General features: G+C 72.4%; 21 protein-coding genes. 17 read left to right on the forward strand and 4 right to left on the reverse strand.

Annotated elements, in window-relative coordinates; genetic code table 11:
* Positions 1-9: 9 nt before the first annotated feature.
* The 3 genes from J2X46_RS14150 to J2X46_RS14160 all read left to right on the forward strand — a co-directional run bounded on the left by J2X46_RS14150 (position 10) and on the right by J2X46_RS14160 (position 2,509).
* Positions 10-744, forward strand: a complete 735-nt coding sequence (locus tag J2X46_RS14150; protein ID WP_310251589.1) for a methyltransferase domain-containing protein — start codon at positions 10-12, stop codon at positions 742-744.
* 27 nt (positions 745-771) lie between these two features.
* The gene (dinB, locus tag J2X46_RS14155) at positions 772-1,971 is read left to right on the forward strand and encodes a DNA polymerase IV (protein ID WP_310251591.1); all 1,200 of its coding nucleotides are present in this window, start codon (positions 772-774) and stop codon (positions 1,969-1,971) included.
* Between the two features lie 94 nt (positions 1,972-2,065).
* A complete protein-coding gene (locus tag J2X46_RS14160; RefSeq protein ID WP_310251593.1) occupies positions 2,066-2,509 on the forward strand; it encodes a DUF3040 domain-containing protein in 444 nt (147 codons plus the stop codon).
* Positions 2,510-2,539: 30 nt separating this feature from the next.
* Here J2X46_RS14160 and J2X46_RS14165 read toward each other — a convergent pair whose 3' ends face one another.
* Positions 2,540-2,887: a hypothetical protein gene (locus J2X46_RS14165; RefSeq protein ID WP_310251595.1), complete on the reverse strand. Its 348-nt coding sequence runs from the start codon at positions 2,885-2,887 to the stop codon at positions 2,540-2,542.
* A gap of 145 nt (positions 2,888-3,032) precedes the next feature.
* Between J2X46_RS14165 and J2X46_RS14170 the strand changes: the two genes are divergently transcribed.
* The gene (locus J2X46_RS14170) at positions 3,033-7,352 is read left to right on the forward strand and encodes a BTAD domain-containing putative transcriptional regulator (RefSeq protein ID WP_310251597.1); all 4,320 of its coding nucleotides are present in this window, start codon (positions 3,033-3,035) and stop codon (positions 7,350-7,352) included.
* Between the two features lie 6 nt (positions 7,353-7,358).
* On the opposite strand, the gene J2X46_RS14175 is transcribed toward J2X46_RS14170, so the two are convergent.
* From J2X46_RS14175 to J2X46_RS14185, 3 genes are read right to left on the reverse strand one after another with little or no spacing between them, the layout of a single operon-like run.
* Positions 7,359-9,734 (reverse strand): DUF3488 and transglutaminase-like domain-containing protein, encoded by a 2,376-nt coding sequence (locus tag J2X46_RS14175; RefSeq protein ID WP_310251599.1) that lies wholly within the window; start codon positions 9,732-9,734, stop codon positions 7,359-7,361.
* Positions 9,731-10,999, reverse strand: coding sequence for a DUF58 domain-containing protein (locus J2X46_RS14180; RefSeq protein WP_310251600.1), 1,269 nt, complete (start codon positions 10,997-10,999; stop codon positions 9,731-9,733). The genes J2X46_RS14175 and J2X46_RS14180 overlap by 4 nt, the downstream gene beginning before the upstream one ends.
* Before the next feature lie 10 nt (positions 11,000-11,009).
* Positions 11,010-11,945, reverse strand: a complete 936-nt coding sequence (locus J2X46_RS14185; RefSeq protein WP_310251601.1) for a MoxR family ATPase — start codon at positions 11,943-11,945, stop codon at positions 11,010-11,012.
* Between the two features lie 464 nt (positions 11,946-12,409).
* Here J2X46_RS14185 and mraZ point away from each other — a divergent pair, with 464 nt between their 5' ends.
* The 13 genes from mraZ to J2X46_RS14250 all read left to right on the forward strand — a co-directional run bounded on the left by mraZ (position 12,410) and on the right by J2X46_RS14250 (position 26,782).
* Positions 12,410-12,838, forward strand: coding sequence for a division/cell wall cluster transcriptional repressor MraZ (gene mraZ / locus J2X46_RS14190; protein ID WP_310251603.1), 429 nt, complete (start codon positions 12,410-12,412; stop codon positions 12,836-12,838).
* Between the two features lie 238 nt (positions 12,839-13,076).
* Positions 13,077-13,238, forward strand: coding sequence for a hypothetical protein (locus tag J2X46_RS14195; RefSeq protein ID WP_310251604.1), 162 nt, complete (start codon positions 13,077-13,079; stop codon positions 13,236-13,238).
* 2 nt (positions 13,239-13,240) lie between these two features.
* Positions 13,241-14,230: a 16S rRNA (cytosine(1402)-N(4))-methyltransferase RsmH gene (gene rsmH, locus J2X46_RS14200; protein ID WP_310251606.1), complete on the forward strand. Its 990-nt coding sequence runs from the start codon at positions 13,241-13,243 to the stop codon at positions 14,228-14,230.
* Entirely contained in the window at positions 14,227-14,811 is a 585-nt protein-coding gene (locus J2X46_RS14205; RefSeq protein ID WP_310251607.1) for a hypothetical protein, read from the forward strand. Before rsmH ends, J2X46_RS14205 begins: the two co-directional genes overlap by 4 nt.
* A 90-nt stretch (positions 14,812-14,901) precedes the next feature.
* A complete protein-coding gene (locus J2X46_RS14210) occupies positions 14,902-16,674 on the forward strand; it encodes a penicillin-binding protein 2 (RefSeq protein WP_310251609.1) in 1,773 nt (590 codons plus the stop codon).
* 89 nt (positions 16,675-16,763) lie between these two features.
* Positions 16,764-18,221, forward strand: a complete 1,458-nt coding sequence (locus tag J2X46_RS14215; RefSeq protein WP_310252072.1) for a UDP-N-acetylmuramoyl-L-alanyl-D-glutamate--2,6-diaminopimelate ligase — start codon at positions 16,764-16,766, stop codon at positions 18,219-18,221.
* Positions 18,218-19,609: a UDP-N-acetylmuramoyl-tripeptide--D-alanyl-D-alanine ligase gene (murF, locus tag J2X46_RS14220; protein ID WP_310251610.1), complete on the forward strand. Its 1,392-nt coding sequence runs from the start codon at positions 18,218-18,220 to the stop codon at positions 19,607-19,609. The genes J2X46_RS14215 and murF overlap by 4 nt, the downstream gene beginning before the upstream one ends.
* Complete coding sequence (mraY, locus tag J2X46_RS14225; protein ID WP_310251612.1) at positions 19,606-20,718, forward strand: phospho-N-acetylmuramoyl-pentapeptide-transferase; 1,113 nt, start codon at positions 19,606-19,608, stop codon at positions 20,716-20,718. The genes murF and mraY overlap by 4 nt, the downstream gene beginning before the upstream one ends.
* A gap of 90 nt (positions 20,719-20,808) precedes the next feature.
* Entirely contained in the window at positions 20,809-22,251 is a 1,443-nt protein-coding gene (murD, locus tag J2X46_RS14230; protein ID WP_310251614.1) for a UDP-N-acetylmuramoyl-L-alanine--D-glutamate ligase, read from the forward strand.
* Between the two features lie 22 nt (positions 22,252-22,273).
* Positions 22,274-23,545: a putative lipid II flippase FtsW gene (gene ftsW, locus J2X46_RS14235; protein WP_310251615.1), complete on the forward strand. Its 1,272-nt coding sequence runs from the start codon at positions 22,274-22,276 to the stop codon at positions 23,543-23,545.
* Positions 23,546-23,555: 10 nt separating this feature from the next.
* Complete coding sequence (locus J2X46_RS14240; protein WP_310251616.1) at positions 23,556-24,638, forward strand: UDP-N-acetylglucosamine--N-acetylmuramyl-(pentapeptide) pyrophosphoryl-undecaprenol N-acetylglucosamine transferase; 1,083 nt, start codon at positions 23,556-23,558, stop codon at positions 24,636-24,638.
* Positions 24,635-26,047: a UDP-N-acetylmuramate--L-alanine ligase gene (gene murC, locus J2X46_RS14245; RefSeq protein ID WP_310251617.1), complete on the forward strand. Its 1,413-nt coding sequence runs from the start codon at positions 24,635-24,637 to the stop codon at positions 26,045-26,047. The genes J2X46_RS14240 and murC overlap by 4 nt, the downstream gene beginning before the upstream one ends.
* Positions 26,048-26,782: an FtsQ-type POTRA domain-containing protein gene (locus J2X46_RS14250; RefSeq protein ID WP_310251618.1), complete on the forward strand. Its 735-nt coding sequence runs from the start codon at positions 26,048-26,050 to the stop codon at positions 26,780-26,782.
* Positions 26,783-26,984: the final 202 nt, after the last annotated feature.

Below are 26,984 nucleotides of genomic sequence, written 5' to 3' on the forward strand. Positions count from 1 at the left end.
GTTGCTGCCATGCCGCAGCCCTCTGCCAGCGACCGCCGCCAGTCCGTCCGCGCGGGCGTGGTCTGGGACGGCGTGCGCACCCTCCTCGAGGGTGGCGCCCTCGGCGCGGATCAGGCCCGCATCGTCGACATCGGCGGTGGCACGGGCGGGTTCGCCGTCCCGCTGGCCGAGCTCGGCCACACCGTCCAGGTCATCGACCCCAGCCCTGACGCCCTCGCGGCCCTCGACCGCCGGGCCCGCGAGCGCGGGGTCGCCGACCGGGTCACCGGCCAGCAGGGCGACCTGTCCGACCTGGCGAGCCTGGTCGACGAGGCCGACCTGGTCCTGTGTCACGGAGTCCTGGAGATGGTCGACGACCCCGCGGCCTCCCTCGCTGCCATCGCCGGTGTGCTGCGCCCCGGTGGCCACCTCAGCCTGCTCGTCGCCCAGCGCCACGCGGCCGTCGTCGCCCGGGCGATGGCCGGGCACTTCCAGGCGGCGCGCGAGCTGCTCGACGGCGACCCGGCGACCGGTCGCGGCGGTCGTCGCTTCACCAGCGACGAGGTGGTCGACCTCCTCGGGGATGCCGGCCTGCAGCCGTCGACGGTCCACGCGGTCCGGGTCTTCGCCGACCTCGTCCCCGGCAGCCTCCTCGACCTCGAGCCCGGTGCCACAGCGGCCCTCGTCGACCTCGAGCGCGCCGTCGCGACCCGGCCGGAATACCTCCCGCTGGCGACCCAGCTGCACGTCCTCGCCGCGCGCTGACCCGCGCCCGCGCGTCGGGAGCCGGCCATGACCGACACCCCGATACTGCACGTCGACATGGACGCCTTCTACGCGTCCGTCGCGCTGCGCGAGCGCCCCGACCTCGTCGACGAGCCCGTCGTGGTGGGTGGCAGCGGGCGCGGGGTGGTGCTCGCCGCCAACTACGTCGCTCGCCGCTACGGCATCCGCTCCGCGCTGCCGATGACGCGCGTACGACGCCTGTGCCCGCACGTGACGGTGCTCGAGCCCGACTACGACACCTTCACGAGCGTCTCGGCCTCGGTGATGGAGACCTTCCGCGAGGTGACCCCCGTGGTGGAGGCGATGTCGCTCGACGAGGCGTTCCTCGACGTGCGCGGCTCCACCCGCCGGCTCGGTCCGCCGGCCGAGATCGCCGAGCGGCTCCGCTCGACGATCCACGACGAGCAGGGCATCACGTGCTCGGTCGGGGTCGCCGCGACGGTGTCCGTCGCGAAGCTCGCCAGCCGCCGCGCCAAGCCCGACGGGGTGATCGTCGTGCGGCCGGGAGAGGTGACGTCGTTCCTGCATCCGCTCGACGTCGGCGAGCTCTACGGCGTGGGGGAGAAGACCCAGACGCTGCTCCACCGCTTCGGCCTGATGACCGTCGGCGACGTCGCGCACACCCCGGTGGGGACGCTCCAGCGGGCCGTCGGGGTCCACCTCGGCCGCCACCTGCACGCCCTCGCGTGGGGCACCGACCGCGACGAGCTCACCGCCACGGCCGGTCCCCACGAGCCGGAGCGCTCGATGGGCGCCGACGAGACGTTCGGCCGCGACACCGACGACCGGGACGTCATCGTGCGCGAGCTGCTCCGCCTCTCGGCCCGGGTGGGCGGCCGGATGCGCTCCGCGGGCGTCGCGGGGCGCACCGTCACGATCAAGGTCCGCTTCGCGGACTTCACCACGATCACCCGCTCGCGCACCCTGCCCGAGGCGACCGACGTGACGGTGGAGATCCACCGCGCGGCGACCCGGCTCTACGACGCCCTCGGCCTGCAGCGGGCCCGCCTGCGCCTGGTCGGCGTACGGATGGAGGGGCTCGTGCCACGTGCCACGGTGCACCGCCAGCTGGTGCTCGGGGAGCCCGAGCACGGGTGGTCCGATGCCGACCGGGCGGTCGACCGGGCCACCCGTCGGTTCGGCTCTGCGGCGGTCCGCCCGGCGAGCCTGGTCGGGGCCAACGGGTCGGGCCGGTCGGCGGTGTGACGAGAACCCACCTGCGAGGGGGTGAATTTTCCGAGGACGCCTACCGTAGGCGCACCGGCGTGCCTAGACTTGCCACGAGAGGTGAGGAGGAACCGTGGAGCTCTCCGAGGAAGAACTGCGACTGCTCGAGCAGATGGAGCGCGCCCTCGTCGAAGAGGACCCCAAGCTCGCCTCCACCCTGCGTGGCGCCTCCTTCCAGCGCGCCGCGCGTCGCCGCATGATCCTCGGTGGCGTGATCCTCGCTGCGGGCGTCGGCCTGCTCATCCTCGCGGTGCTCCTCGACCAGGGCGTCGTGGTCCAGACGATCGTCGGCGTCCTCGGCTTCGTGGTCATGCTCGGCGGCGCGATCCTCGCCCTGACCTCGGCCCGTTCCCCGGCCGCCGCACCCATCGCCAAGGCCCGCACCAACGGCGGCCGCCCCGGCTTCAGCGTCATCGACGGCGGTCGGGCCCACCGACCGTCCCGCGGCCGCAACCACAGCCCCTTCATGGAGCGCATGGAAGAGCGGTGGCGTCGCCGCCGCGAGCGCGGCTTCTGACCCAGCATCCGCCCGTGACCGGACGGCCCGTCAGGGCCGCCAGTCGAGCCCGACGCGGATGACGCGCGGCGCCGCAGGTACGGAGTCCTCCCGGGCTGCCTGCCGACACGTCGGCTGGGGCCAGTCCAGCGCCTCGTTCCAGCTCGCCCGGTGGAGGAAGCACAACCCCTCCGTCGAGTAGCCCGAGTCCGGGTCCTGGGTGCTGTCCACGACGACGTACGACGTCGCGGGCTCGTGCCTGGTGGTCGAGACGGGCATCGCCTGGCCGGCCACGGGCAGGGCGGTGACGACCAGGATGGCAGCGGTGCTGGTGGCGCCGGCGAGGGCCGACCCCCACCACCAGCGGTTGCCGTCTGCGTTGAGCGTGTAGCGGTTCATGATGGTTCTCCTCGGTGGTCCGGGACCTCGTGCCCCGGGTGCACCATCTGTTCTGTCAACGGCCGGTACACGTCCGGGTCCGGAGTGGTATCGACCGGGTATCGACGCGGTTGACCCCTCCGAGCGGTCGGCGGACTCTGGGCTGATGGGAGTGACCGTTCTCGGCCCGGTGACCGTGGACGACGAGGCACGGCTCAGTCCGCGCGACCGCTTGGTCTTGCAGGTCCTCGCGCTCCACCTCGGCCGGCCGGTCTCGGCGGACCGGCTCGCCGATGCGATGTGGGGTGACAGCCCGCCCGCGTCACGCACGAAGATCCTGCAGGGCTGCGTCGTCCGGCTCCGCAAGGAGCTGGGAGCGGCCGCCGTTCTCACCTCGGCTCAGGGCTATGCACTCCACCTGTCCGCCGACGAGGTCGACGCTGCGCGCTTCGAGGCGCAGGTGGATCGTGCTCGCGAGCTGCTCGCAATCGGCGAGGCCGACCGGGTGGCGTACCTCCTGACCGAGGCGCTCGCCCTGTGGCGCGGTGAGCCCTACGCTGAGCTGGAGGAGTGGGCGCCGGCGCGCGCCGAGGTGCGCCGGCTGCAGGACGTCCGACTCGAGGCCGAGGAGCTCCTCGTCGACGCACGGCTGCGCACCGGACGGCACCGCGAGGTGCTGGCCCGGGCGCGCACGATGGTGGAGGCAGCACCGCTGCGTGAGCGACGGTGGGCTCTGCTCGCCCTCGCGCAGTACCAGGCCGGCAACCAGGCCGACGCGCTGCGGACCCTGCACCAGCTCAAGACGGTGCTGGTGCAGCAGCTCGGCATCGACCCGAGTCCGGAGGTCCTCGACCTCGAGGAGGCGATCCTCAGGCAGGACGCCGGGATCCTCGGCGGCGCCACGGCCACGCCCACGCGGTCGACCTGCCCATGGCAGGGCCTGCACGCGTACGACGCGAGCGACGCCGACCGGTACTTCGGTCGTGACCACGACATCGCGGCCTGCCTCGCGATCCTCGCCCGCGCCCCACTGCTCGCCCTCGTCGGTCCGTCTGGTTCCGGGAAGTCATCGCTCCTCCGGGCAGGTGTGGGCGCCGCGCTGCAGTCGCGTGGACGCGTGGTGCGGATGATCACGCCGGGCTCACACCCGGTCGACGCCCTGCCCCGGCTCGAGAACGCCGACGACGTCCTGTTCGTGGACCAGCTCGAGGAGCTGTTCACCTCCTGCGAGGACCCGGCCGAGCGTCAGCAGTTCGTCGACGCAATCGTCACGGAGGCGGGCCGGCGCACCGTCGCCGTCGCCATCCGCGCCGACCACCTCGCCGACGTGGTGGCCCACCCCGGGCTGAGCAGGCTGGTGGAGCAAGGGCTGCACCTCGTCGGCGGGCTGGGCGAGGACGGGCTCCGGGAGGCGATCGTCGCCCCTGCGCGCCAGTTCGGGCTGCTCGTCGAGCCAGGGCTCGTCGACCTGCTGGTGCACGAGGTGGGTGACGACCCAGGCGCGCTCCCGCTGCTCTCGCACGCCCTCCTCGAGACGTGGAAGCGCCGGGAGGGGAACACCCTGACCGTCGCCGGCTACCGCGCCAGCGGCGGCATCCGGGACGCCGTGGCGCAGTCCGCGGAGCAGCTGTACGCCAAGGTCCAGGCCGGTCGTCGCCACGAGCTGCGCGACCTGGTCCTGCGCCTGGTGTCGCCCGGGTCCGAGGGGGTGCCGGTGCGCACCCGGGTGCCTCGCCGCCTGGTCGCCACGGACGCCAGTCACGACGAGCTCATCGAGATGCTCGTCGGTGCCCGGTTGGTCACCAGCGACGAGGGTGTCCTCGAGATCACGCACGAGGCGCTCACCCGGGCGTGGCCCCGGCTCCAGGCCTGGCTCGACGACGACGTCGAAGGACAGCGGATCCGCCACCACCTCACGGCCGCGGCCGACGCCTGGGACGCTCTCGGACGACCCGAGAGCGAGCTCTACCGCGGGGTGCGGCTGGCCCGGGCCGTCGACTGGCGGGACCACACCACCACGACACTCACCGAGACCGAGAGCGCCTTCGTCGACGCCGGCCTGCTCGTCGCGGCCGACGAGGAACGCGAGGTCCGCGCACGAGCCCGGGTCCAGGCGCGGCTGATCCGCAGGCTTCGTGTCGTCCTCGCTGGCGCCGTCGTGCTGCTCGTCCTCGCGCTCGCAGCCGGCGGTGTCGCCGGTCTCCAGACTTCGCACGCCCGGTCCAACGCCGCCGCTGCGCGCGCGGCCCAGTCCAGCGCCGAGGACAACGCGATCGCAGCCGAGGCGCGCCAAGCTGGCATCCGAGCCGCTGCGACGACCGACATCGACCAGTCGTTGCTGCTCGCAGCTGCGGCGGTACGACTCGACGACTCCCCGTCGGAGTTGGGCAACCTCGCCAAGGCCTTGGCACAGCACCCGGCCCTGATCTCGTCGGTGAGCCTCACTGCACCCGACCGCGTGCAGGCACTCGATGTGAGTCCGGACGGAGCCTCGGTCGCAACCATCGACGACGACCACCTGGTCACCGTGCTCGACCGCGCGTCCGGTGCCACGAAGACCTATCAGGCGGGGCGTACGGAGGCGGAACGGAACATCCTGCGCTCAGTGCGCTACAGCCCGGACGGCCGGATCCTCGCGGTGGGGCGCGCGACCGGCTCGTCGCAACCGGTCACCCTGCTGGACCCGCAGACCCTGCGCCCTCTGTCGCATCAGCTCGGCGGCCTGCCGCAGGCACGATGGGCCGTGGCCGACGTGACGTGGTCTCAGGACGGCCGCACCGTCGCTGTCGGACTGTGGCGGATTGCCCGCCGCAAGGGTGACCTCGAGTACGGCGATGCCCTGGCGGCCGTGTGGAGGGTCGACCAGCCCGGCAAGCCGACCCTCCTCGACGTCGCTGGATCGCGGGTCGTCACCGGTGACTGGGGCTATGTCGCGCTGGCGCTGAGTCCCGACGGCGAGCGGCTGTACGTAGGCCCGGACGCCCGGGTCTACGACGTGCGCACCGGGAAGTCCCACCGTTTCACCGACGTGCAGATGGGCCAGCCGCTCGGCTCCGTCGCGGTGAGTCCCGACGGCCGGCTTGTCGTCGTGACCCAGGATGAGGGCATCTCCGTGGGAGACGTGACGGATTCGTATGGGGCAGTCGTCGTGGACGCCCGCACCGGCCGCACGGTCCGTCGGATCTCGACGGACCACTTCGCCGACGACGTCCGGTTCAGCGAGAGCGGCGAACGCCTGTTCCTCACTGACCTGTCCCTCGGCCCGCGTACGGCCCAGATCTGGGACGTCTCCTCAGGCCGACTCCTTGCCACGGCGACGCTCGACGGCGGCGACCACCGAGCGGTCGACCTGGCCCCGGACGGGCGCACGGCGATCTCCGCGGACTGGAGCGGCCACGTCAGGACGTGGGACATGTTCGGCGCTCGCAGCTACCTGCAGCGAGTGTCGTTCCGGGGGTTCCTGCCTGACCCGTGCATGGCCACCCCCTCGCCGGATGCTCGCTTCGTGGTCTACGCGATCTGCTCTCCCGACCTCACGATCGACGGGAGCGAGACGTTCCTCGACGTGGGGCAGCGCCGCGCGCACTTCGCGCGCCATGCCACGTCCGGATGGTGGGTGGGCAACGGTGGGTGGGATGGTCCGCACTACATGCACGCTGTCGACGGGACCATCAGCGTCTTCGACGGCCGCGACGGCAGGCCGGAGCGTTCAGCGCATCCCTTGGGCGACTGGGTGGTCGACGTCGTCTACACCCCCGACCGGCAGCACGTCGTCGTGGCTGAGCGGTCGGGTCGCGTGAGTCTGCTCGACGCCTCGACCTTCCGGAAGACAGGTCGTCCAGTCGAGCTGGGGATGGATCCCCTGCTGGTGTCGGCAGGCCCTGACGACACGGCATTCGTGGTCTACGGGCCCTCGGCCACCTCTGCGTACCTGAAGGTCCCCGCGGATCGCTGGGCCTTGGTCGACCTGCGCTCCGGCGAGATCCGGTTGCGTGGTCCCATCGACGTCGAGAGCCCGATCTGGTCCGCGGTCACACCCGACGGTCGTCGCGGCGTCGTGACCGGGTTGAGCGGGCAGGTGCAGATCCTCGACCTGACCACGGGGCACCCCATCAGGCCGCCGAGGAGGGCGCACGATGCCAGCGTGTACTGGGCCGCGTTCTCGCCGGACGGTTCCCGACTGGTCAGCAACGGAGAGGACGGCTCGGTCCTGCTCTGGGACGTCGACACGGCCGAGGTCGTCGCCTCCGTGCAGCTGCCGTCGCCCGGCGCGGACCAGGACACGAACAGCTCGGCCGAGTTCACGCCCGACGGCCGGACCGTGCTGATCGCACCCTTCCTCGGCCACGCCGTCTACGTCTGGGACCCCTCACCCGAGCGCGCCCTGGAGTTCGCGTGCCGGATGGCGGGGCGTGACCTCACCGAGGCGGAGTGGGCCGAGAACTTCCCCGACCAGCCCTACCGGGAGACGTGTCCCGAGGACTGACCCCGGTCAGCCGACGAGCTCGTCGACGGTCTGGCTGGTCTCGTGGTCGATCGGCGTCTCGGGGGTGCGGGACTGGCCGGAGCGGCCGAGCGGGCGCCAGGACGTACGCCGTCCCACGACCGAGGACGGCCACCAGGACGCGCGTCGTACGTCTCGGGGCGTCGCGCCGGCAGCCATGGCCTCCTCGACGAGGGCCGCGTCGGCGTGGAAGCGCTCGGCGGTGAAGACCTCGGGGTCGCGCGCGTAGCGGCTGTGCTCCAGCGCGCCGACCAGGCGGTCCAGTGCCTCGGCGGCCTCGGGTGCCTGGTCGCGCCCGCGACGCGGCCGGTCCGGGCGCGCGCGACCCTCGACGGGCTTCGCGAGGAGCCGCCCGAGCCATTCGCCCGCGCGACGCGGTGAGCGGCCGACCGGCCAGGAGTGGCCGAGGTCCTGCGCGACGTCACGCAGCTCCAGCCAGAGGTCCTCGATGTCGCCGGCGAGGCGACGGCGACGGCGCGCGCCGCGCACCAGCCGCGGCGTCACGAGCACCAGCGCCAGCAACGCGAGCCCGAAGGTCCCGGCGAGGATCGGGAACCACGGGATCGACGACGTGTTGTCGTCGGCCGACCCGGAGTCGGCGCTCGGGGTCTGCCCACGCTCGGGGAGCTCGTCGCTCGGCTGCGCGGAGGGCGACGTGGTCGGGCTGTCGGTGACCGGCGCGAACTCGGTCGTCGTGTAGTCGGGCACGTTGGAGGCGCGGTCGGCCGGGGTCGGCTCGAAGCGCACCCAGCCGGAGCCGGGGAAGTAGAGCTCGGGCCAGGCGTGCAGGTCGTGGGCGGAGAACTCCCACGCACCGTTGGTGGCCTTCGTCGGCTCGAGGAACCCGACGGCGACCCGGCTGGGGATCCCCAGCACGCGCGCCATGATCGCCATCGTCGCGGCGAACTGCTCGCAGTAGCCGACCTTGTCGTCGAGGAACGCCATCAGGTCAGCGCCGCCGTTGCCGGCCGACTCGACCTGCGCCTGGTCGTAGCGGAAGCCGCCGTCCTCGCGGAACCACTGCTGGAGGAGCTGGGCCTTCTGGAAACGGGTGGGTCCGTCGGCTGTCACGGTCGCGGCGATCCGGCGGATCTCGTTGTTGAGCTCCGGCGGCACGTCGGTGAACACGCCCGCCACGGTGCCGGCGCCCGAGACCGCGTTGTTCATCGACTCGGCGTCGTAGGTCAGCTGCGCGCCGGTGAAGTCGTAGCTGATGTCCGCGGTGGTGACGTCGTCGCGCGCGGCGATGAAGTCGCGGGTGGTGGTGTCGTAGCGCCAGTCGGAGCCGGCGGCGATCCGGGTGACCTGAGCGGTGGTCGGCAGCCACGTCGAGGAGAAGTCGGGCCCCACGCGGACGTCGTACTTGAACTCCTTGCGCTGCACGGCCGAGCTCACGCCGTCGAGCGGCGGCAGGGCGCCGGTCGCGGTCTGGGTGTCGGGGATCTCGCGGTCGCCGGGCGTCCACTGGGCACCGTTGAAGCGCGCCAGCACCGACAGCCGGAGGTAGGTGGGTTTGGGGCCCGACGTGGTCACCCAGAGCAGCGGGATGTCCTCGCCGCGGCTCAGGTCGCGGCGCAGGTCGACCATCGGATCCTTGACCTCGACCTCGCGGGTGCCGGGGCCGTTGCCGTCGAAGACCGTCATGCTCATCGTCGGCACCGCAGCAGGTACGACGACGGCAAGCGCGATGGAGGCCGCGCCGAGCGCGAGGGCGGTGTTGCCGATGGCCCCGGTGCGCACGGAGAAGGAGCCCTTCTCCCCGTCTGGCGCACGACCCCAGCTGGTCACGTGGTCGCTGTGCTGGATGAAGACGAGGGTCAGGAAGAGGCCGGCGATGACCACGAAGAGCCACCACGACACGGCCTCGCCGGTCACCGCCACCGGCAGGGTGTAAGCCGCCAGCAGCGCGAGCCCGGCCACCGGCGCGCGGCGCAGGGAGCAGGCCACGAAGTCGACGAGGACGAGGACGAGGACGCCGCCGATCAGCAGCAACGGATAGACAGGAGGCACACCCACCTGCACCGGTGCGGCGTAGTGCTGCGAGGTGTCGAGGGCGTCGCGGACGGCGGCGAGCAGCTCGTCGACGTTGGAGGGGCTCGGGACGGGGGAGCCGGTCGTCGTACCGAGCACGAGCAGGCCGCCGACCACGAGCTGGCCGGCGAGGATCGCGAGGACGGGCAGACGGCTCCACCGGGCGAGCGCGCCGCCGCCGGCGAGCACGACGCCGATGAACAACAGCGGGATGCCGACCTGGGCGAAGCCCTCGGTGAGCACGCGCCACGACAGCACCGTGACCCAGCCCGCGAGCATCGCCAGCCCGGCCAGCCGCAGCTGGTGGGGAAGGCTGGTCCAGCTGGCCCTCATCGCGCCGCTCCTGCCGACGCGGTGGCCCGGCTCTGCATGAGGCCGAGCTCCTGCCAGGCGGTGTCGAGCCGGTCGCGCGGCCCGAGGGTGATCGAGCGCCAGCCGGTCGAGGTCAGGTGCGCCGCCGACCCCGGACCGGGCTGGACCGGCAGGTGGGGCGCCCACGCGTCGACGTCGAGGGCGATCGCCAGGCTCGAGGACGCGTGATGCTGGAGCCGGCGCAGGAACGGGAGGTCCTGCTCGCCGAGGCTGCCGAACACACCGACGACCAGCCCGCCGTGGCCCTGCTCGGCCAGCCACTGGGTGTCGGGAGCGGGTGCGTGGTCGAGCTGCACCACGGCCAGCGCCTCGAGCAGCGGGACCGTGCTGGCCTCAGCGGTCTGGGTGTGCCACGTGGTCTCGCGGCTGTCGCCGGAGGCGGTGACGAGCCGGACGGTGTAGCCGTGGTGGGTCAGGTGCACCGCGATCGAGGCGGCCGCGGAGACCGCACCCTCGAGCGAGCTGGCCGCGCCCTGGCCGCGGTGCGAGGTGCCGCGGTTGTCGAGGAAGACCGTCGCCCGCGACTGCCAGGGCTGCTCCTCGCGGCGCACCATCAGCTCGCCGACGCGGGCCGAGCTGCGCCAGTGCACGCGGCGCAGGTCGTCGCCACGGCGGTACTCGCGGACGGTGACGTCCTCGGCGCTGCCCGTGGCGAAGGCCCGCGGCCGGTTGTCGCCCGAGCCGGTCCACGCCCCGCCGAGCGGGATGCTCGGCAGCACGGTGGTGCGGGGGGTGACGGTCAGGCGCGTGGTGGCGTGGAAGGTGCGGCCGAGCTCGACCAGGCCGAACGGGTCGGTGACCCGCACCGACATCGGGCCGATCTCGAACTGGCCACGCAGCTCGGAGCGCACCTGGTAGGTCGCGTGCCGGCGCCAGCCGTGGCCGAGGCCCTCGAGCACGAAGCGCGGCCGGGTGCCCAGGACGTAGGGGAGCCGCTCCTCCAGCAGCAGCACGCCCGTGGGGGCGCGCGACTCGTTGGAGACCGTCAGCTCGACCGTGGCCGGCTGGCCGGCGACGACGAGCTGGGGGGACAGGGTGCGCACCAGCGCCAGGCGGTAGCGCGAGCGCCCGACCCACCACGCGGTGAGCAGCGGGAGCGCCGCGATCAGCACCCCGATGCGTACGACGCTGGAGTGGCCGACCACGATCGCGGCGACCACGGTCGTGATGCCGGCGGCGAGGAACGCCCGTCCGCGGACGGTCAGGGCGGCGAGTGCCTCACGCACGGTGGCCGCGTCAGCTCGAGGCCGAGGGGACCGGGACCGACTCCACGATCCCGGACAGGATCGCCGCCGTCGTGCGCCCGCTCATGGTCGCCTCGACATTGGGCAGCAGCCGGTGTGCGAGCACCGGCGAGGTGATGCCGTGGATGTCGTCGGGGAGGACGAAGTCGCGACCCTGGGTCGCGGCGACGGCCTTGGCGGCCCGGACCAGGTGGAGCGTCGCGCGGGGCGAGGCGCCGAGGTGCAGGTCGTTGCTGGTGCGGGTCGCGGTGGTGAGGGCGACGGCGTACCGGTGGACGGCGGAGGAGACGTGCACCCGGCCCACGATCTCGATCACCTTGCGGATCTCGCCGGCGTCGGTGACGGGCTCGAGGTCGTCGAGCGGGTTGTGGGCGGTGTGGCCCTCGAGCATCGCGATCTCCGCGGACTCGACGGGATAGCCGACCGACACGCGCGCCATGAAGCGGTCGCGCTGCGCCTCGGGGAGGGCGTAGGTGCCCTCCATCTCGATGGGGTTCTGGGTGGCGATCACCATGAACGGCTTCTCGAGCTGGTAGGTCGAGTTGTCGACGGTGACCTGGCGCTCCTCCATGCACTCGAGCAGCGCCGACTGCGTCTTGGGGGAGGCGCGGTTGATCTCGTCGCCGACCACGATGTTGGCGAAGACGCCGCCGGGGCGGAACTCGAACTCGCGCGTGTTCTGGTTGAAGATCGAGACGCCGGTGACGTCGGACGGCAGCAGGTCCGGGGTGAACTGGATGCGCCGCACCGAGGAGTCGATGCTCCGGGCGAGCGCCTTGCTGAGCTGGGTCTTGCCGACGCCGGGGACGTCCTCGATGAGGAGGTGACCCTCCGCGAGCAGCACCACGAGCGCAGCGTTGACGACGTCGGGCTTGCCAGCGATCACCCGCTCGATGTTCTGGCGTACGGCGCCGGTCACCCGTCGCACGGTGTCCAGGTCAGGTGCCTGCCCAGATGCCCCAGTGGTCACGTCTTGCCCATCCCCTCGTTCGTGCTCCCCACCACGGTATGTGGTGCGCGCAACATACCTGTCCACAGCATCCGGACGGACACCCCGACACCGGATCGTTGCCGGACCGCGGCACGGGGGAGGGGCCCGGATCCCCACCCGACACCACCCTGCTCCCCGTTCCTCCCCACTTTCCACCACCGATCGCGGCCGTCGTCCCCCACCGGCGCTCCACCCGGGCCCCGCTGAGCGTGGATCGCGGCCATTCCACGCTCAGCCGAGCGTGACGGGCCGGGGGAGGGCGGCGTACGAGCGCGCCCGGAAATTCCCCGAATTCCCGCGTGCAACACGCGGAATCTGATTGACGGTGGAGGGAAGTGGAGTAATGTGGGGCGAAGTGGGGGACAGGGTCGATCTGCCCGCCGAGCAAGGGGAGGTGCCGGATGTTCTTCGGCACCTACACGCCCAAGCTCGACGAGAAGGGCCGCCTCTTCCTCCCGGCGAAGTTCAGGGACCAGCTGACGGAGGGACTCGTGGTGACCAGAGGACAGGAGCGCTGCCTCACTGTCTGGTCGCTGGAGGACTTCGGCCGGCTGACCGACCGGCTCCGAGAGGCGCCGGTCACGCAGAAGAGCACCCGTGACTACGTCCGCATGCTGTTCGCGGCCGCCAGCCAGGAGGTGCCCGACAAGCAGGGCCGGATCAACATCCCCGGACCCCTGCGGGAGTACGCGTCACTCCGCAAGGAGTGCGTGGTCATCGGGTCGATGAACCGGATCGAGATCTGGGACCCGACGGCCTGGGCGACCTACTCCGAGGAGCAGGAACAGAAGTTCTCCGACCTCAGCGACGAGGTCTTCCCGGGCATCTAGCCCACCCCTCCACAACACAAGAACTGACATCGGACCCGCATCACCAGGTCTCGAGCCCGCTCCCTCGCGTGCCATCTGGGGCACTTCCCCGGCACCAGAGGGCATCCCATCGCCAAGGGAGCGGGCAGGGACCTGGTGCGGCGGCTCACCCCGTGCCACTCAGGCGGGGCGTGTCAGTCGCACCGCCAACGCCAGCAGCACGTACGAGCAGCACACAGCAATCAGTGGGGTCGAGACCATGAGCACCACCCAGCCCTGGGCACGCACCGCGGCGGCACCGCCGCTGCGGGTGCGCGACCAGGCGCGCGAGGCGGCCGCCCTGATCGCGTTCTCGGCCGCCGCGGCCTCCTGCCTGGCCTTCGTGCTGCTCCTGCTGACCTACCTGGGACACCAGGGCTGAGCATGACGACTCCCCGCCACGCCCCGGTGCTCCTCGACCGGGTCGTCGCCCTGCTGACGCCTGCACTCGAGGCGGAGGGCTCCGTCTACGTCGACTGCACGCTCGGTCTCGGCGGCCACAGCGAGGCCGTCCTCGAGCGCTGCCCGCAGGCCCGCGTGATCGGCATCGACCGCGACCCGACGGCCCTGGAGATGTCGCGCGAGCGCCTCGCCGGCTTCGGTGACCGCTTCACCGCCGTCCACGCGGTGTACGACGAGCTGCCCGAGGTCGTCGGCAGCCTCGGCCTGCCCCACGTCGACGCAGTCTTCTTCGACCTGGGTGTCTCCTCGATGCAGCTCGACGTGCGCGACCGAGGCTTCGCCTACGCCGAGGACGCGCCGCTCGACATGCGGATGGACCCGACGACCGGCCAGACCGCGGCAGAGCTGCTCAACACCGCCTCCGCCCAGGAGCTCACCCGCATCCTGCGGGAGTACGGCGAGGAGAAGTTCGCCAGCAAGATCGCCCGCGAGGTCGTACGACGCCGCGAGACGACGCCGTTCACCACGAGCGCCAGCCTGGTCGAGCTGCTCTACGCGACCATCCCGGCGCCGGCACGGCGTACGGGCGGCCACCCGGCGAAGCGCACCTTCCAGGCGCTGCGGATGGCGGTCAACGACGAGCTGGCCGTGCTGCGCCGTGCGATCCCGGAGGCGATCGCGGTGATCGGCGTCGGGGGACGCGTGGTCGTGGAGTCCTACCACTCGCTCGAGGACCGGCTGGTGAAGCGGGCCTTCGCCGACGCCACCAAGCTCGACGTGCCGCCGGACCTGCCCTTCCTGCCCGAGGGCGCCGAGCCGGCCCTGCGCCTGGTGACCCGCGGCGCCGAGCAGGCCGACGAGCACGAGATCGCCGAGAACCCCCGTGCCGCCTCCGTCCGCCTCCGCGCCGTCGAGCGCATCCGACCGTCCGCCCCGTCCGCATCCCACCTTCCCCAGGGAGTCGTCAGATGAGCAGTCCCGCAGTGCAGGCCCGCACCCGCGTCACGCGGATCGCCCAGGAGGCGGTCGACAAGGCGCGGCTCACCGTCGTCCCCCGGGTGCGCACGCGCGCGCCCCGGGTGCCGTTCGTGACGCTGGTCAGCATGGTGCTCGTCGGCGGCATCGTGGGGCTGCTGCTCTTCAACACCTCGATGCAGCAGGCGTCGTTCGCGGCCTCCGACCTCGAGGACCAGGCCGACACCCTGGCGGCCCGTGAGCAGACGCTGCGCATGGAGCTCGACGAGCTCCGCAACCCGCAGCGGGTGGCGCTCGAGGCGCAGAAGATGGGCATGGTCATCCCCAGCGCCCCGGTCTTCCTCGACCTGAAGACCGGCAAGACCACCGGTGTGCGCACCCCGGCGACGCCCGAGAACGCGATCCCGCTGTTGCCGCCGGCCCCGATCAAGCCGAAGGTCCTCGCGCCTGACCCGACGGTGGTGGAGGTGCCGGCGACGACCACCGAGGTCCCGCCGACCACGGCCGACGCGAAGAAGAACACGCAGCACACGAACAAGCAGGGCAAGAACAAGCAGGGCAAGAACCGCAACCGGTGACGGCGCGGAGGCGCGGATCCGCGCCGTTCCGGCTGTAGAAATGACGACAGGCCCACGCTGAGCGGTGGGGGCCGGGAACGAGGGAGAGCAGTGCCCAGCACCCGCACGAAGCGTGGCGCCACCCGCGGCGCGCCCATGCTGCGACTGCGCATCGGCTTCGTCCTGATCGCGATGGTGCTGTCGTTCTTCGGCGCCCGGCTGGTCCAGCTCCAGGGCGTCGACCCCCACGCGTACGCCGTGCGCGCCGCGGCCGAGGGCGCTGCGCGGGTGACGCTGCCCGCCGAGCGGGGGGACATCCTCGACCGCAACGGCGTCCCGCTCGCCGACTCGATCAAGGGCAAGATGGTCGTCGCCGACCCCACCCTCACGGCCGACAAGGCACCCGACCTGGCCCGGTTGCTGTCCGACCGCCTCTCCATCGACTACTTCAAGACCCTCACGGCCCTGCGTGGTCGCAAGGAGGGCAGCCAGTTCGAGTACGTCGCGCGCCGGGTGCCGAGCACGTTGGCGAGCGACACCCTCGCTGCGCTCCAGGAGGCGGGCTTCGAGGGCATCTCGCTCCAGGACGACCCGATCCGCGACTACCCCGCGGGAGACGTCGCGGCGAACCTCATCGGGTACATGGGCACCGACGAGCCGCTCGGCGGCTTCGAGCGCACCTTCGACAAGCAGCTCGCCGGCACCGACGGCCAGGCCACCTGGCAGTCGTCGTCCAGCAAGAGCGTCCGCATCCCGCTGCGCGAGAGCACCCTGAAGGAGCCGCAGGACGGTGCCCCGCTGCGCACCACGATCGACCGCGACCTCCAGTGGTTCACGCAGAAGGTCCTCGCCCAGACGGTCCAGCAGTACAAGGCCGCCAGCGGTGCCGCGATCGTGATGGACACCCGCACCGGCGAGATCCTGGCGCTGGCCGACGTGCCGACCTTCGACGCCAACAAGCCGGGGGAGGCGAAGAAGGACGACCTCGGCTCCCGCGCGATGAACGACACCTACGAGCCCGGCTCGGTCGAGAAGGTGCTCACCGTCTCCTCGCTGATCGACGCCGGCAAGGCCTTCCCGCGCCAGAAGTTCAAGGTGCCCGGCAGCCTGGCCCGCCAGGACCGCGTGATCGGCGACTGGTTCGACCACGGCCTGATCCGGCTGACGCTCGCCGGGATCATCGCGAAGTCGTCCAACATCGGCACCGTGCTGGCGGCCGACGCCTTCTCGCCGGCGCAGCTGGTGTCGTACCTCCAGCGCTTCGGCCTGGGGCAGAAGACCAACATCGGCGTGCGCGGCGAGACCCAGGGCATCCTGACGTCCGGCGACGCGATGACGTCGCAGACCAAGGACCGCGTCGCCTTCGGCCAGTCGCTGTCGGTCAACGTGGCCCAGATGGCCGCGGCCGTGAACACGGTCGCCAACGGCGGCGTCCGGGTGTCGCCGAGCCTCATCTCCGGCAGCGCGACCACGGACGACGGCGTCACCGTCGGCACCGACGTGGCCACCCGCACCCGCGTGATCAGCAAGGAAGCCGCCCGCGCGACCGCGAAGATGATGGAGAAGGTCGTCGACCCCGAGGACGGCGTCGCGCCCCGCGCGCAGGTCCCGGGCTACCTCGTCGCCGGCAAGACCGGCACCGCCCAGCGCGTCAACCCCGTCACCGGCCTGTACGACGGCAGCACGTCGTTGTCGTTCGGCGGGTTCGCGCCGGCCGACGATGCACGCTTCACGGTCTACGTCGTGATCCACGCCCCGAAGATCGACGGTGGCGGTGGCTCGGTCGCCGGCCCGGTCTTCTCGCGGATCATGGGCTACGTCCTGGGCCGCTACGGCGTCGAGCCGACCAACGGCACGCCGTCGCGTCTCCCCGTGGAGTGGTGACTCGATACGCTCGCTCGGTGGATGCGTCCGTGAGCCCGACCCGCCCCCGGTCGGCGCCCTCGACCCCCGCGAGCGAGCTCGCCGAGTGGCTGCGCGGTGCCGCTGACGTCTCCGTCCGCGGCGACCTCGACGTCGCGGTCTCCGGCATGTCGCTGAGCACCGCGCGCATCCAGCCCGGTGACCTGTACGCCGCCGTCCCGGGCACGCGCGCGCACGGCGCGGACTTCGCCGACCAGGCGCTCTCCGCCGGGGCGGTGGTCGTGCTCACCGACCCCGCCGGGCTCGAGCGGCTGCCCGCGGGCACGGCCGCCATCGTGGTCCCCGAGCCGCGCCGGGTGCTCGGCGTGCTCGCCGCCCACCTCTACGGCGACCCCGCCACCGATCTCAAGGTCATCGGGGTCACCGGCACCCAGGGCAAGACGACCACCACCCGCATCCTCGAGCAGGGGCTGACCGCCTCGGGCGTCGCGTCGGCCGTGATCGGCACCGTCGGCACCCGCATCGCCGGCGAGGCGGTCAAGACCCAGCTCACCACGCCGGAGGCGCCCGACCTGCACGGGCTCTTCGCGGTGATGCGCGAGCGCGGCGTCGACACCTGCGCGATGGAGGTGTCCAGCCACGCGCTGGTGCTCGGCCGGGTCGACGGCGTGGTCTTCGACGTCGCGACCTTCCTCAACCTCGGGCGCGACCACCTCGACTTCCACGCCGACGTGGACGAGTACTTCGCCGCCAAAGCCAGCCTGTTCACTCCCCAGCGGGCGCGCCAGGGCCTGACCAACGTCGACGACGAGTTCGGCTGCCGGCTGCTCGAGGTCGCGGGCATCCCCATGTCGACGTACTCCTCGCGCGGGCAGGACGCCGACTGGCGCGCCGTCGACGTGACCCTCGCTGCCACGGGGTCGACCTTCACGGTCGTGGGCCCCGGCGTCGAGGTGCCGGCCGCGGTCAACCTGCCCGGCGAGTTCAACGTCTCCAACGCCCTGGCCGCGATCGCCTCGGCGGCGCTGGCGGGACTCGACCCGGCCGTCGTCGCCGACGGCATTGCACGCGTCGGCGGCGTGCCGGGGCGCCTCGAGCAGGTCGTCGAGGGACAGGACTACTCCGTCGTCGTCGACTACGCCCACAAGCCCGACGCCCTCGAGGCCGTCCTCGCCACGCTCCGCCCGATCACCGAGGGCCGGATCATCGTCGTGGTGGGCGCCGGCGGCGACCGCGACACCCTCAAGCGGCCGGTGATGGGCGAGATCGCCGCGCGCCTCGCCGACGTGGTCGTCGTGACCGACGACAACCCGCGCACCGAGGACCCCGCTTCGATCAGGGCCGCGGTGCTCGATGGCACCCGCGGCGGGTCCGCCGAGGTCGTCGAGATCGGGGACCGCAGGCTCGCGATCCGCGAGGCCGTGCTCCGGGCCGAGCCCGGCGACGTCGTGCTCGTCGCAGGCAAGGGCCACGAGACCGGCCAGGAGGTCCACGGCGAGGTCCACCCGTTCGACGACCGCGTCGTCGCCGCCGAGGAGATCCGGGGCCGGGGGGACGTCGCGCGATGATCGAGATGACCCTGGCGGAGATCGCAGAGGTGGTCGGGGGAGTCGCCCACGGCGACGCGACGGTCACCGGTGGCGCCTTCCTCGACACCCGCACGCCCGAGCCCGGCGGGCTCTTCGTCGCGATCGCGGGGGAGCGGGTCGACGGCCACGACTTCGCCGCCGCCGCGGGCGAGGCCGGGGCGGTCGCCGCGATCGGCAGCCGCCCGACCGACCTGCCGACGGTCGTCGTCGACGACGTCACCGCCGCCCTCGGCCGGCTGGCCCGCCACGTCGTCGACCGGCTGCCCGACGTCGTGGTGCTGGCGATGACCGGCTCCCAGGGCAAGACGGGCACCAAGGACTACCTCGCCCACGTGCTGTCCGAGTCCGGCCCGACCGTGGCGACGCGCGGCAACTTCAACAACGAGCTCGGCGTCCCGCTGACGGTCCTGCGGGCCACCGAGGAGACGCAGTACCTCGTCGTCGAGATGGGCGCCCGTGGCATCGGCCACATCGCGGAGCTGTGCGCGATCGCGCCGCCTCACGTGGCCGCCGTCCTCAACGTCGGCACCGCCCACATCGGCGAGTTCGGCAGCCGCGAGGCGATCGCGCAGGCCAAGGGCGAGATCGTCGAGGCGCTCGACGCCGAGGGCACGGCGGTGCTCAACGCCGACGACGACCTCGTCGCCGCGATGGCGTCGCGCACCGGCGGCACCGTGGTGACCTTCGGTGGCGCCGGGGCTGACGTCGCGGTGGGCGAGATCACCAGCGACGACCTCGGCCGGCTGTCCTTCGAGCTGCGCCACCGCGGCTCCGGCGCCACCGTGCACCTGGCCCAGATCGGCGCCTACCAGTGGCGCAACGCCGCCGCGGCCGCCGCGATGGCGCTGTCCGCCGGCGTCGACCTCGACACCGTCGCCGACGCGCTGAGCGACGCCGTGCCGGCCAGCCGGTGGCGGATGGAGCTCCACGAGCGCCCCGACGGGCTGGTCGTCGTCAACGACGCCTACAACGCCAACCCCGAGTCCATGAAGGCCGCGCTGGAGACCCTCGCGGGCATCGGCGCGCGCAGCGGTCGTCGTACGGTCGCGGTGCTGGGGGAGATGCTCGAGCTCGGCGAGGGTGCGGCGGCTGCACACGGCAGCGTCGGCGAGTACGCCGCCTCGGCCGGCGTCGACGTGGTGCTCACCGTCGGCCCTGCCGCGGGCGCCATCGCGACCGGGTTCGAGGCGGCAGGAACCGCCGGTGTGGCGATCACCACGGCGGGGCGTGACGCGGCCTCGGAGTGGCTGCGGCACAATGTCTCGGCTGCAGATGTCGTCCTGGTGAAGGCATCACGGGGGGCTGCGCTGGAAGTGATCGCCGACGAGCTCCTCGTCAGTAGTGAGGAAGGGAGAAGCACGAGATGAGAGCCATCCTGTTCGGAGGAGGACTCTCCCTGCTGATCTCGCTCCTCGGCACGCGCTACGCGATCCGGTTCTTCACGCGGCAGGGATTCGGCCAGCCGATCCGCGACGACGGCCCCACGACCCACCACACCAAGCGCGGCACGCCGACCATGGGTGGCGCGGTGATCGTGCTCGCCACCGTCGTCGGCTACTTCGCCGCCAAGCTCATCACCGGCTCGGCGCCCACGGCCTCTGCGCTGCTCCTGCTGTTCCTCTTCGTGGGCCTGGGCACGGTCGGCTTCCTCGACGACTTCCTCAAGGTGAGCCGCCAGCACAACCTCGGCCTGCGCAGCCGCGCCAAGATGATCGGCCAGACGGTGGTCGCGGTGATCTTCGGCTTCCTCGCGCTGTCGCCGGCGCTCGAGGACGAGCGTGGCTGGCGACCGGCGTCCGACCACATCTCCTTCATCCGCGACCACGAGGGCTTCGCGCTGCCGACGATCGTGGCGATGCTGCTCGTCTGGTTCTTCGTCACCGGCTTCAGCAACGCGGTCAACCTCACCGACGGGCTCGACGGCCTCGCTGCCGGCTCGTCGATCCTGGTCTTCGTCGCCTACACGCTGGTCAACATCTGGCAGAACAGCCAGTCGTGCGCCCTCGAGGCCGGTGCGAAGTGCTACGAGGTGCGCGACCCGCTCGACCTCGCCGTCGTCGCCGCGGCGATCACCGGCGCCTGCTTCGGCTTCCTCTGGTGGAACGCCTCGCCGGCGCAGATCATCATGGGCGACACCGGCTCGCTGGCCCTCGGCGGCGCGATGGCCGGCTTCGCGATCATGACCCGCACCGAGCTGCTCCTCGCGATCATCGGCGGGCTCTTCGTCGCCGTGACGCTCTCGGTGATGATCCAGGTCTCGGTCTTCAAGGTCAGTCGCGCGAGCGGGCTCTTCCGGAGCATCTTCAAGGTGCAGCCCGGCCACCGCGTCTTCCGGATGACGCCGCTGCACCACCACTTCGAGATGCTCGGGTGGGAGCAGGTCACGATCGTGATCCGCTTCTGGATCATCACCGGCCTCGCCGTCGCCATCGGGCTCGGCATCTTCTACGCCGAGTGGGTCGCCGGAATCGGATGATTTCTCCCCACGACGTTCTTCGTCTCCTCCGCTTCGCTCCTCCGTCGAACAACGCCGCGGGGGCCCCGATTGTCCAGTGACGTTCTCTCCTTGACTCGCACCAGCGACTGGTCCGGGGTCCGCGTGGTCGTCGCCGGCTTCGGCGTCTCCGGGTTCGCGGCTGCCGACAACCTGCTCTTCCTCGGCGCGCAGGTCACCGCGCTCGACGACGCCACCAGCCCGGAGAAGGCCGAGAAGGCCCAGCTGCTGGAGACCCTCGGCGCGACCGTGCGCCTCGAGCCCGGCGCCACCGCCGTCCTGCCCGACGACGTCGACCTCGTCATCACCTCGCCCGGCTGGCGGCCCGATGCGCCCCTGCTGGCGCAGGCGGTCGGCCGGGGAGTCCCGGTGTGGGGCGAGGTCGAGCTGGCGTGGCGGCTGCGCGACCCCGACAGCCCGGCCCCGTGGCTGGCGGTGACCGGCACCAACGGCAAGACCACGACCGTGCAGATGCTCCAGTCCATCCTCCTTGCCGCCGGCCTCCGCGCGGTCGCCGTCGGCAACGTCGGCCTGCCGATCGTCGAGGCCGTGATGGACCCCGAGCCCTACGACGTCCTCGCCGTCGAGCTCTCCAGCTTCCAGCTGCACTACACGTACTCGATGTCGGCGGAGTCGGCCGCGGTGCTCAACATCGCAGAGGACCACCTCGACTGGTACGACGGTCCCGACGGGATGCGTGACTACGCCGCCGACAAGGCCCGGATCTTCGAGCGCGTCCAGCGTGCGTGCGTCTACAACCTCGCCGACGCGGCCACCGAGGAGATGGTCCGCGAGGCCGACGTCGTCGAGGGCGCCCGCGCCGTCGGCTTCACCCTCGGCACGCCCGCCGCCGGCAACCTCGGGGTGGTCGACGACCTCCTCGTCGACCGGGCCTTCATCGAGGAGCGCGCCACCAGCGCCGCCGAGCTCTGCACGCTCGGCGACCTCGCCTCGCCCGCGCCGCACTTCGTCGCCAACGCCCTTGCCGCGGCCGCGCTGGCCCGCGCCCACGGCGTCAGCCAGCAGGCCGTCCGTGACGGGCTGCGCGCCTTCGCACCCGACGGCCACCGGATCGCCCGCGTGGCCGAGGCCGACGGCATCACGTGGGTCGACGACTCCAAGGCGACCAACCCGCACGCCGCGCAGTCCTCGCTGTCCGCCTACGACCCGGTCGTGTGGGTCGCCGGGGGACTGGCCAAGGGCGCCCGCTTCGACGACCTGGTGGTCGCGGTGCGCGAGCGGCTGCGAGGCGTCGTACTGCTGGGCAAGGACCGCCAGGTCATCGCCGACGCACTTTCGCGACACGCGCCCGATGTGCCGGTCATCGATGTGGGCGCCGACGAGACTGGTGACCCGATGGAGCGTGTGGTCGACGCGGCCGCCGGGCTCGCCAGGACTGGCGACACCGTGCTGCTCGCGCCGGGATGCGCCTCCATGGACATGTTCACCAACTACGGCGCCCGCGGCGACGCGTTCGCGGCCGCCGTGCACGCCCACCTGGACCGCACCGACTGACCACCTGAGGGGAGCGCGAGCGATGACGACCGCGAACCCCGAGGACGTCGCAGCCGCGCCCGCCAAGACCCGTGCGCCGCTCGGGTCGGGCGTCGTCGCCGCGTGGCGCTCGGTGCGCGAGGCTCTCGACAAGCCGCTGGCGTCCTACTACCTGCTGCTCGGCGCGTCGGCGCTGCTGTTGACCATCGGCCTCATCATGGTGCTCAGCGCCTCCAGCGTCAGGTCGTTCATCACCTACGACGACTCCTACGCCGTGGTGAAGCGCCAGCTGATGTGGGTCGCGATCGGCCTGCCCTGCGCGTGGGTGGCCTCGCGGATGCCGGTCAAGCACGTCCGCCGGCTGGCCTACCCCGGCTTCCTGTTCGCGCTCGTCCTGCTCGCCCTGGTCGCCCGCTTCGGCGTGCTGATCAACGGCAACAAGAACTGGCTCGCGATCGGCCCCTTCACGATGCAGCCGGCCGAGGTCGCCAAGCTCGCGATCGTGCTGTGGGCGGCCAACATCTACGCCCACAAGGAGCGACGCCTGCGCGAGCTGCACCACCTGCTCGTGCCCGTGGTGCCCGGACTGTTCGCCGTCATCGGGCTGGTGCTCGTCGGTCGCGACCTCGGCACCGCGATGGTGCTCGCCGCGATCCTGCTCGGCATGCTGTGGGTCGTCGGTGCCCCGATGCGGCTCTTCGGGCTCAGCCTCTCGGTCCTCGGCGTCGCGGCGGTCGGGCTGGCCGCCACCGACCCGGAGCGGCTCCAGCGCATCACCCACTTCACCGACCCGTTCAAGGACTACACCGACACCGGCTGGCAGCCCGCCCACGGCCTCTACGCACTGTCCAGCGGAGGCTGGTTCGGCCAGGGCATCGGCGCCTCCACCCAGAAGTGGGGCGACCTCCCCGAGGCCCACACCGACTACATCTTCGCGGTGCTGGGCGAGGAGCTCGGCCTCGTCGGCACGCTCCTCGTCGTCGGCCTCTTCTTCACGATCGCCTACGCCGCGATCCGGGTCGCGCTGAGCACCGAGGACCCGTTCGTCCGCTACGCCACCTTCGGCATCGTCGTGTGGATCCTCGGCCAGATGATGATCAACGTCGGCATGGTGCTCGCCGTCCTGCCCGTCATCGGCATCCCGCTGCCGATCGTGTCCTACGGCGGATCCGCGCTGCTGCCGTCGCTGGTCGCGCTCGGGCTGGTCATCGGGTTCGCGCGCCGCGAGCCCGAGGCGGCGGCCGCACTGGCGGCCCGCAGGCGCAACCGCTCCGCCGGCCTCGCCGCCGCGTCCCCGCCCGACCTCCGCCGCTAGATTTGGCCTGATGCGCGTTCTCCTCGCCGGCGGCGGTTCCGCCGGCCACACCTCACCCCTGCTCGCCACGGCCGACGCCCTGCGTCGCCTCGACCCGGCGGCCGACATCGTCTGCCTCGGCACCCGCGAGGGCCTCGAGGCGCGGCTGGTGCCCGAGGCCGGGCTGCCCCTCGAGGTCGTGCCGCGGGTCCCGCTGCCGCGGCGTCCCAGCGCCGACCTGTTGCGTACGCCGACCCGGTTGCGCGCCGCGCGCGCCGCCGCCCTCGAGGTGGTCGACCGGGTGCGCCCCGACGTCGTCGTCGGCTTCGGCGGCTACGTCTCCGTGCCGGCCTACCTCGCCGCCCGCAAGCGCGGCCTGCCGATCGTGGTGCACGAGGGCAACACCCTTCCCGGCATCGCCAACCGGCTCGGTGCCCGGATGACCACCCACGTCGCCACGAGCTTCCCCGACACCGTCATCCCGCACGGTGTCTTCACCGGCCTGCCGATCCGCCGGATGATCTCCACGATGGACCGTGGCGCGCTGCGCGAGCAGGCGCTCACCACCTTCGGCCTCCGGTCCGACCTGCCGACCCTCCTGGTCACCGGCGGCTCCCAGGGCGCCGCCCGGATCAACGCCGCCGTCTCCGGTGCCGCATCCGACCTCGCAGCCGCCGGTGTGCAGGTGCTGCACGTCGTGGGCCCCAAGCACGACCTGTCGGTGCCGTCCGGCGAGGTCCCCTACGTCGTCCTCAACTACGTCGACCGGATGGACCTCGCCTACGCCGCAGCCGACGCGGTGCTGTGCCGGGCAGGCAGCAACACCGTCACCGAGGTCTCCGGCGTCGGGCTCCCGGCCGTCTACGTCCCGCTCCCGATCGGCAACGGCGAGCAGGCCCTCAACGCCAAGCCCGTCATCGACGCGGGTGGCGGCCTCCTCGTCGCCGACGGCGCCCTCACGCCCGAGTGGGTCTCGGCCAGCCTGCCGGGCCTGCTGAACGACGCCGGCCGGCTGGCTGCGATGGGCGCGGCCGCACGCGGCGTCATCCCGCTCGACGCCGACGAGAAGCTGGCCCGGATGATCCTCGACGCCGGCCGGGGGAAGACGTCGTGAGGATCCCGGTCCCCGACGAGATGCTGCCGGCGGCCGACCTCGGCCGGGTCCACTGCGTCGGCATCGGCGGTGCCGGCATCTCCGCGATCGCCCGCATCATGGCCGCGCGCGGCATCGCCGTGACCGGCAGCGACGACCACGACACCCCGTTCCTGCCCGCGCTGCGCGAGCTCGGCGTCACCTGCCACCTCGGCTACGACGCCGCCCACCTCGGCGACGCCGACACAGTGGTCGTGACCACCGCGGCCCGCGACGACAACCCCGAGGTGATCGAGGCCCGGCGCCGCGGCCTGCGGATCCTGCCGCGGTCCGCCGGCCTCGCCGCGGTGATGGCGGGCTCGCGGGTCCTGGCCGTGGCCGGCACGCACGGCAAGACGACGACCACCGGGCTGCTCACCTCTGCCCTCCTCGCGGCCGGTGCCGATCCGTCGTACGCCGTCGGAGGTGTGCTGACCGCCACCGGACGCAACGCCGACGCGGGCGATGACGACCTCTTCGTCGCCGAGGCCGACGAGAGCGACGGCGCCTTCCTCGTCTACCGCCCCCACGCCGCCATCGTCACCAACGTCGAGGCCGACCACCTCGACAACTGGGGCACCGAGGAGGCCTACCACCGGGCCTTCGACGACTTCGCCGACACCGTCGACCGCGACGGTTTCCTGGTGTGTGTCCTCGACGACCCGGGCGCCGCGACGCTCGCCGGCCACGCGCGCGGCCAGGGACTCGACGTCGTCACGGTGGGGCAGTCCGCCGACGCCGACGTACGCATCCACGACCTCGTGCTCGACGGGTCGACGTCCTCGTGCCGGGTCACCCGCGACGGGACCGAGCTGGGCGAGCTGCGGCTGCGGATCCCGGGCCGCCACTACGTCCTCGACGCCGTCGCGGCCCTGGCCCTGGGCCTGCAGCTCGGCTTCGCCTTCGACGCCCTCGTCGACGGGTTGGGCTCGTTCACCGGCACCGGTCGCCGGATGGAGCTCAAGGGCGAGGTCGACGGCATCCGGGTCTACGACTCCTACGCCCACCACCCCGTCGAGATCCGCGGCGACCTCGAGGCCGCGCGCGCCCTGGCCGGCGAGGGCCGCGTCGTCGCGGCCTTCCAGCCGCACCTCGTCTCGCGCACCCGCATCTTCGGCGAGGCCATGGGCCAGGCGCTCGGTGCGGCCGACGAGGTCGTCGTGCTCGACGTGTACGTCGCCCGCGAGGACCCCGACCCCGCCGTCACCGGCCGCCTCGTCGCGGACGCCGTACCCCTGCCGGCGGAGCAGGTCGCCTACGTCGACGGCCTCGACGCCGCGGCCCGCGCCCTCGCCGACCGGGCCCGACCGGGCGACCTCGTCATCACCCTGGGCGCGGGCGACATCACCAGCGTCGGGCCACAGCTGCTCGCGCTCCTCGGGGGTGCCTGAGTGGAGCAGGAGGAGCGTGCCGCGAGGCGCACCCGGCGCCGCTTCGCGCGCCGCCAGTGGGCCCGCCGCTGGCTGTCCCTGCGCTACGTCCTGGCGTTCGTCGCGATCGTCGCCCTGCTCGCGACGTCGATCTGGCTGGTGTTCTTCTCCACCACCCTCCAGGTGAAGCGGGTCGAGGTCGTCGGCAACGAGCTGCTCAGCGACGGCCGGATCCGCGAGGTCGCCGACATCCCGCTGGGCGACCAGCTGGCGCTCGTCGACCTCGGCCGCGCCGACCGGCGCATCGCCTCGATGGCGGAGGTGCAGTCCGTCGACGTGACGCGCACCTGGCCCGACGCCGTACGCATCGAGGTGGTCGAGCGCACCGCCGTCGCCGTCGTCGAGCTGGGCGGCACGCTGCGCGGCCTGGACAAGGACGGCGTGGTGTTCCGGGAGTACAAGAGCGCGCCCAAGGGCATGCCCCGCGTCCGGCCGGGCGCCGGCGCCGGCACCGACGCGCTCAAGGAGGCGGCCACGGTCGTCTCCGCGCTGCCCGAGGACCTGGCGGCGCGCGTCGACCACGTCGAGGTCGCGACCGTCGACCAGATCACCCTGGTGCTGCGCGACCGGCGCCAGGTGCTGTGGGGGAGCGCGGAGGAGTCCGAGCTCAAGGCCGAGGTCATCGACAGCCTGCTCGCGGCCCAGGAGGCGAGCGTCTACGACGTCAGCGTCCCCGGGAACCCGACCGTCCGCTGACTCCCGCCACTTTTCTTTGCCGTCCCGCGTGTTGCGGGCGTGTCTACCGGGTTTGGGCGAGCGCGCTGCCTATGGTCGTGCGAACGGCGAGGTTGACATAACTATAACCCTCAGGTGCACGGTTAGGGTTCCGCGGATCCCGAGGGTGGTGGATGTCAGAGCCTCGTCACTTCCCCAGCAACCGCACATCCGTCGTTCACAC

It is taken from the genome of Nocardioides sp. BE266, from assembly GCF_031457855.1.
GTDB lineage: Bacteria > Actinomycetota > Actinomycetes > Propionibacteriales > Nocardioidaceae > Nocardioides.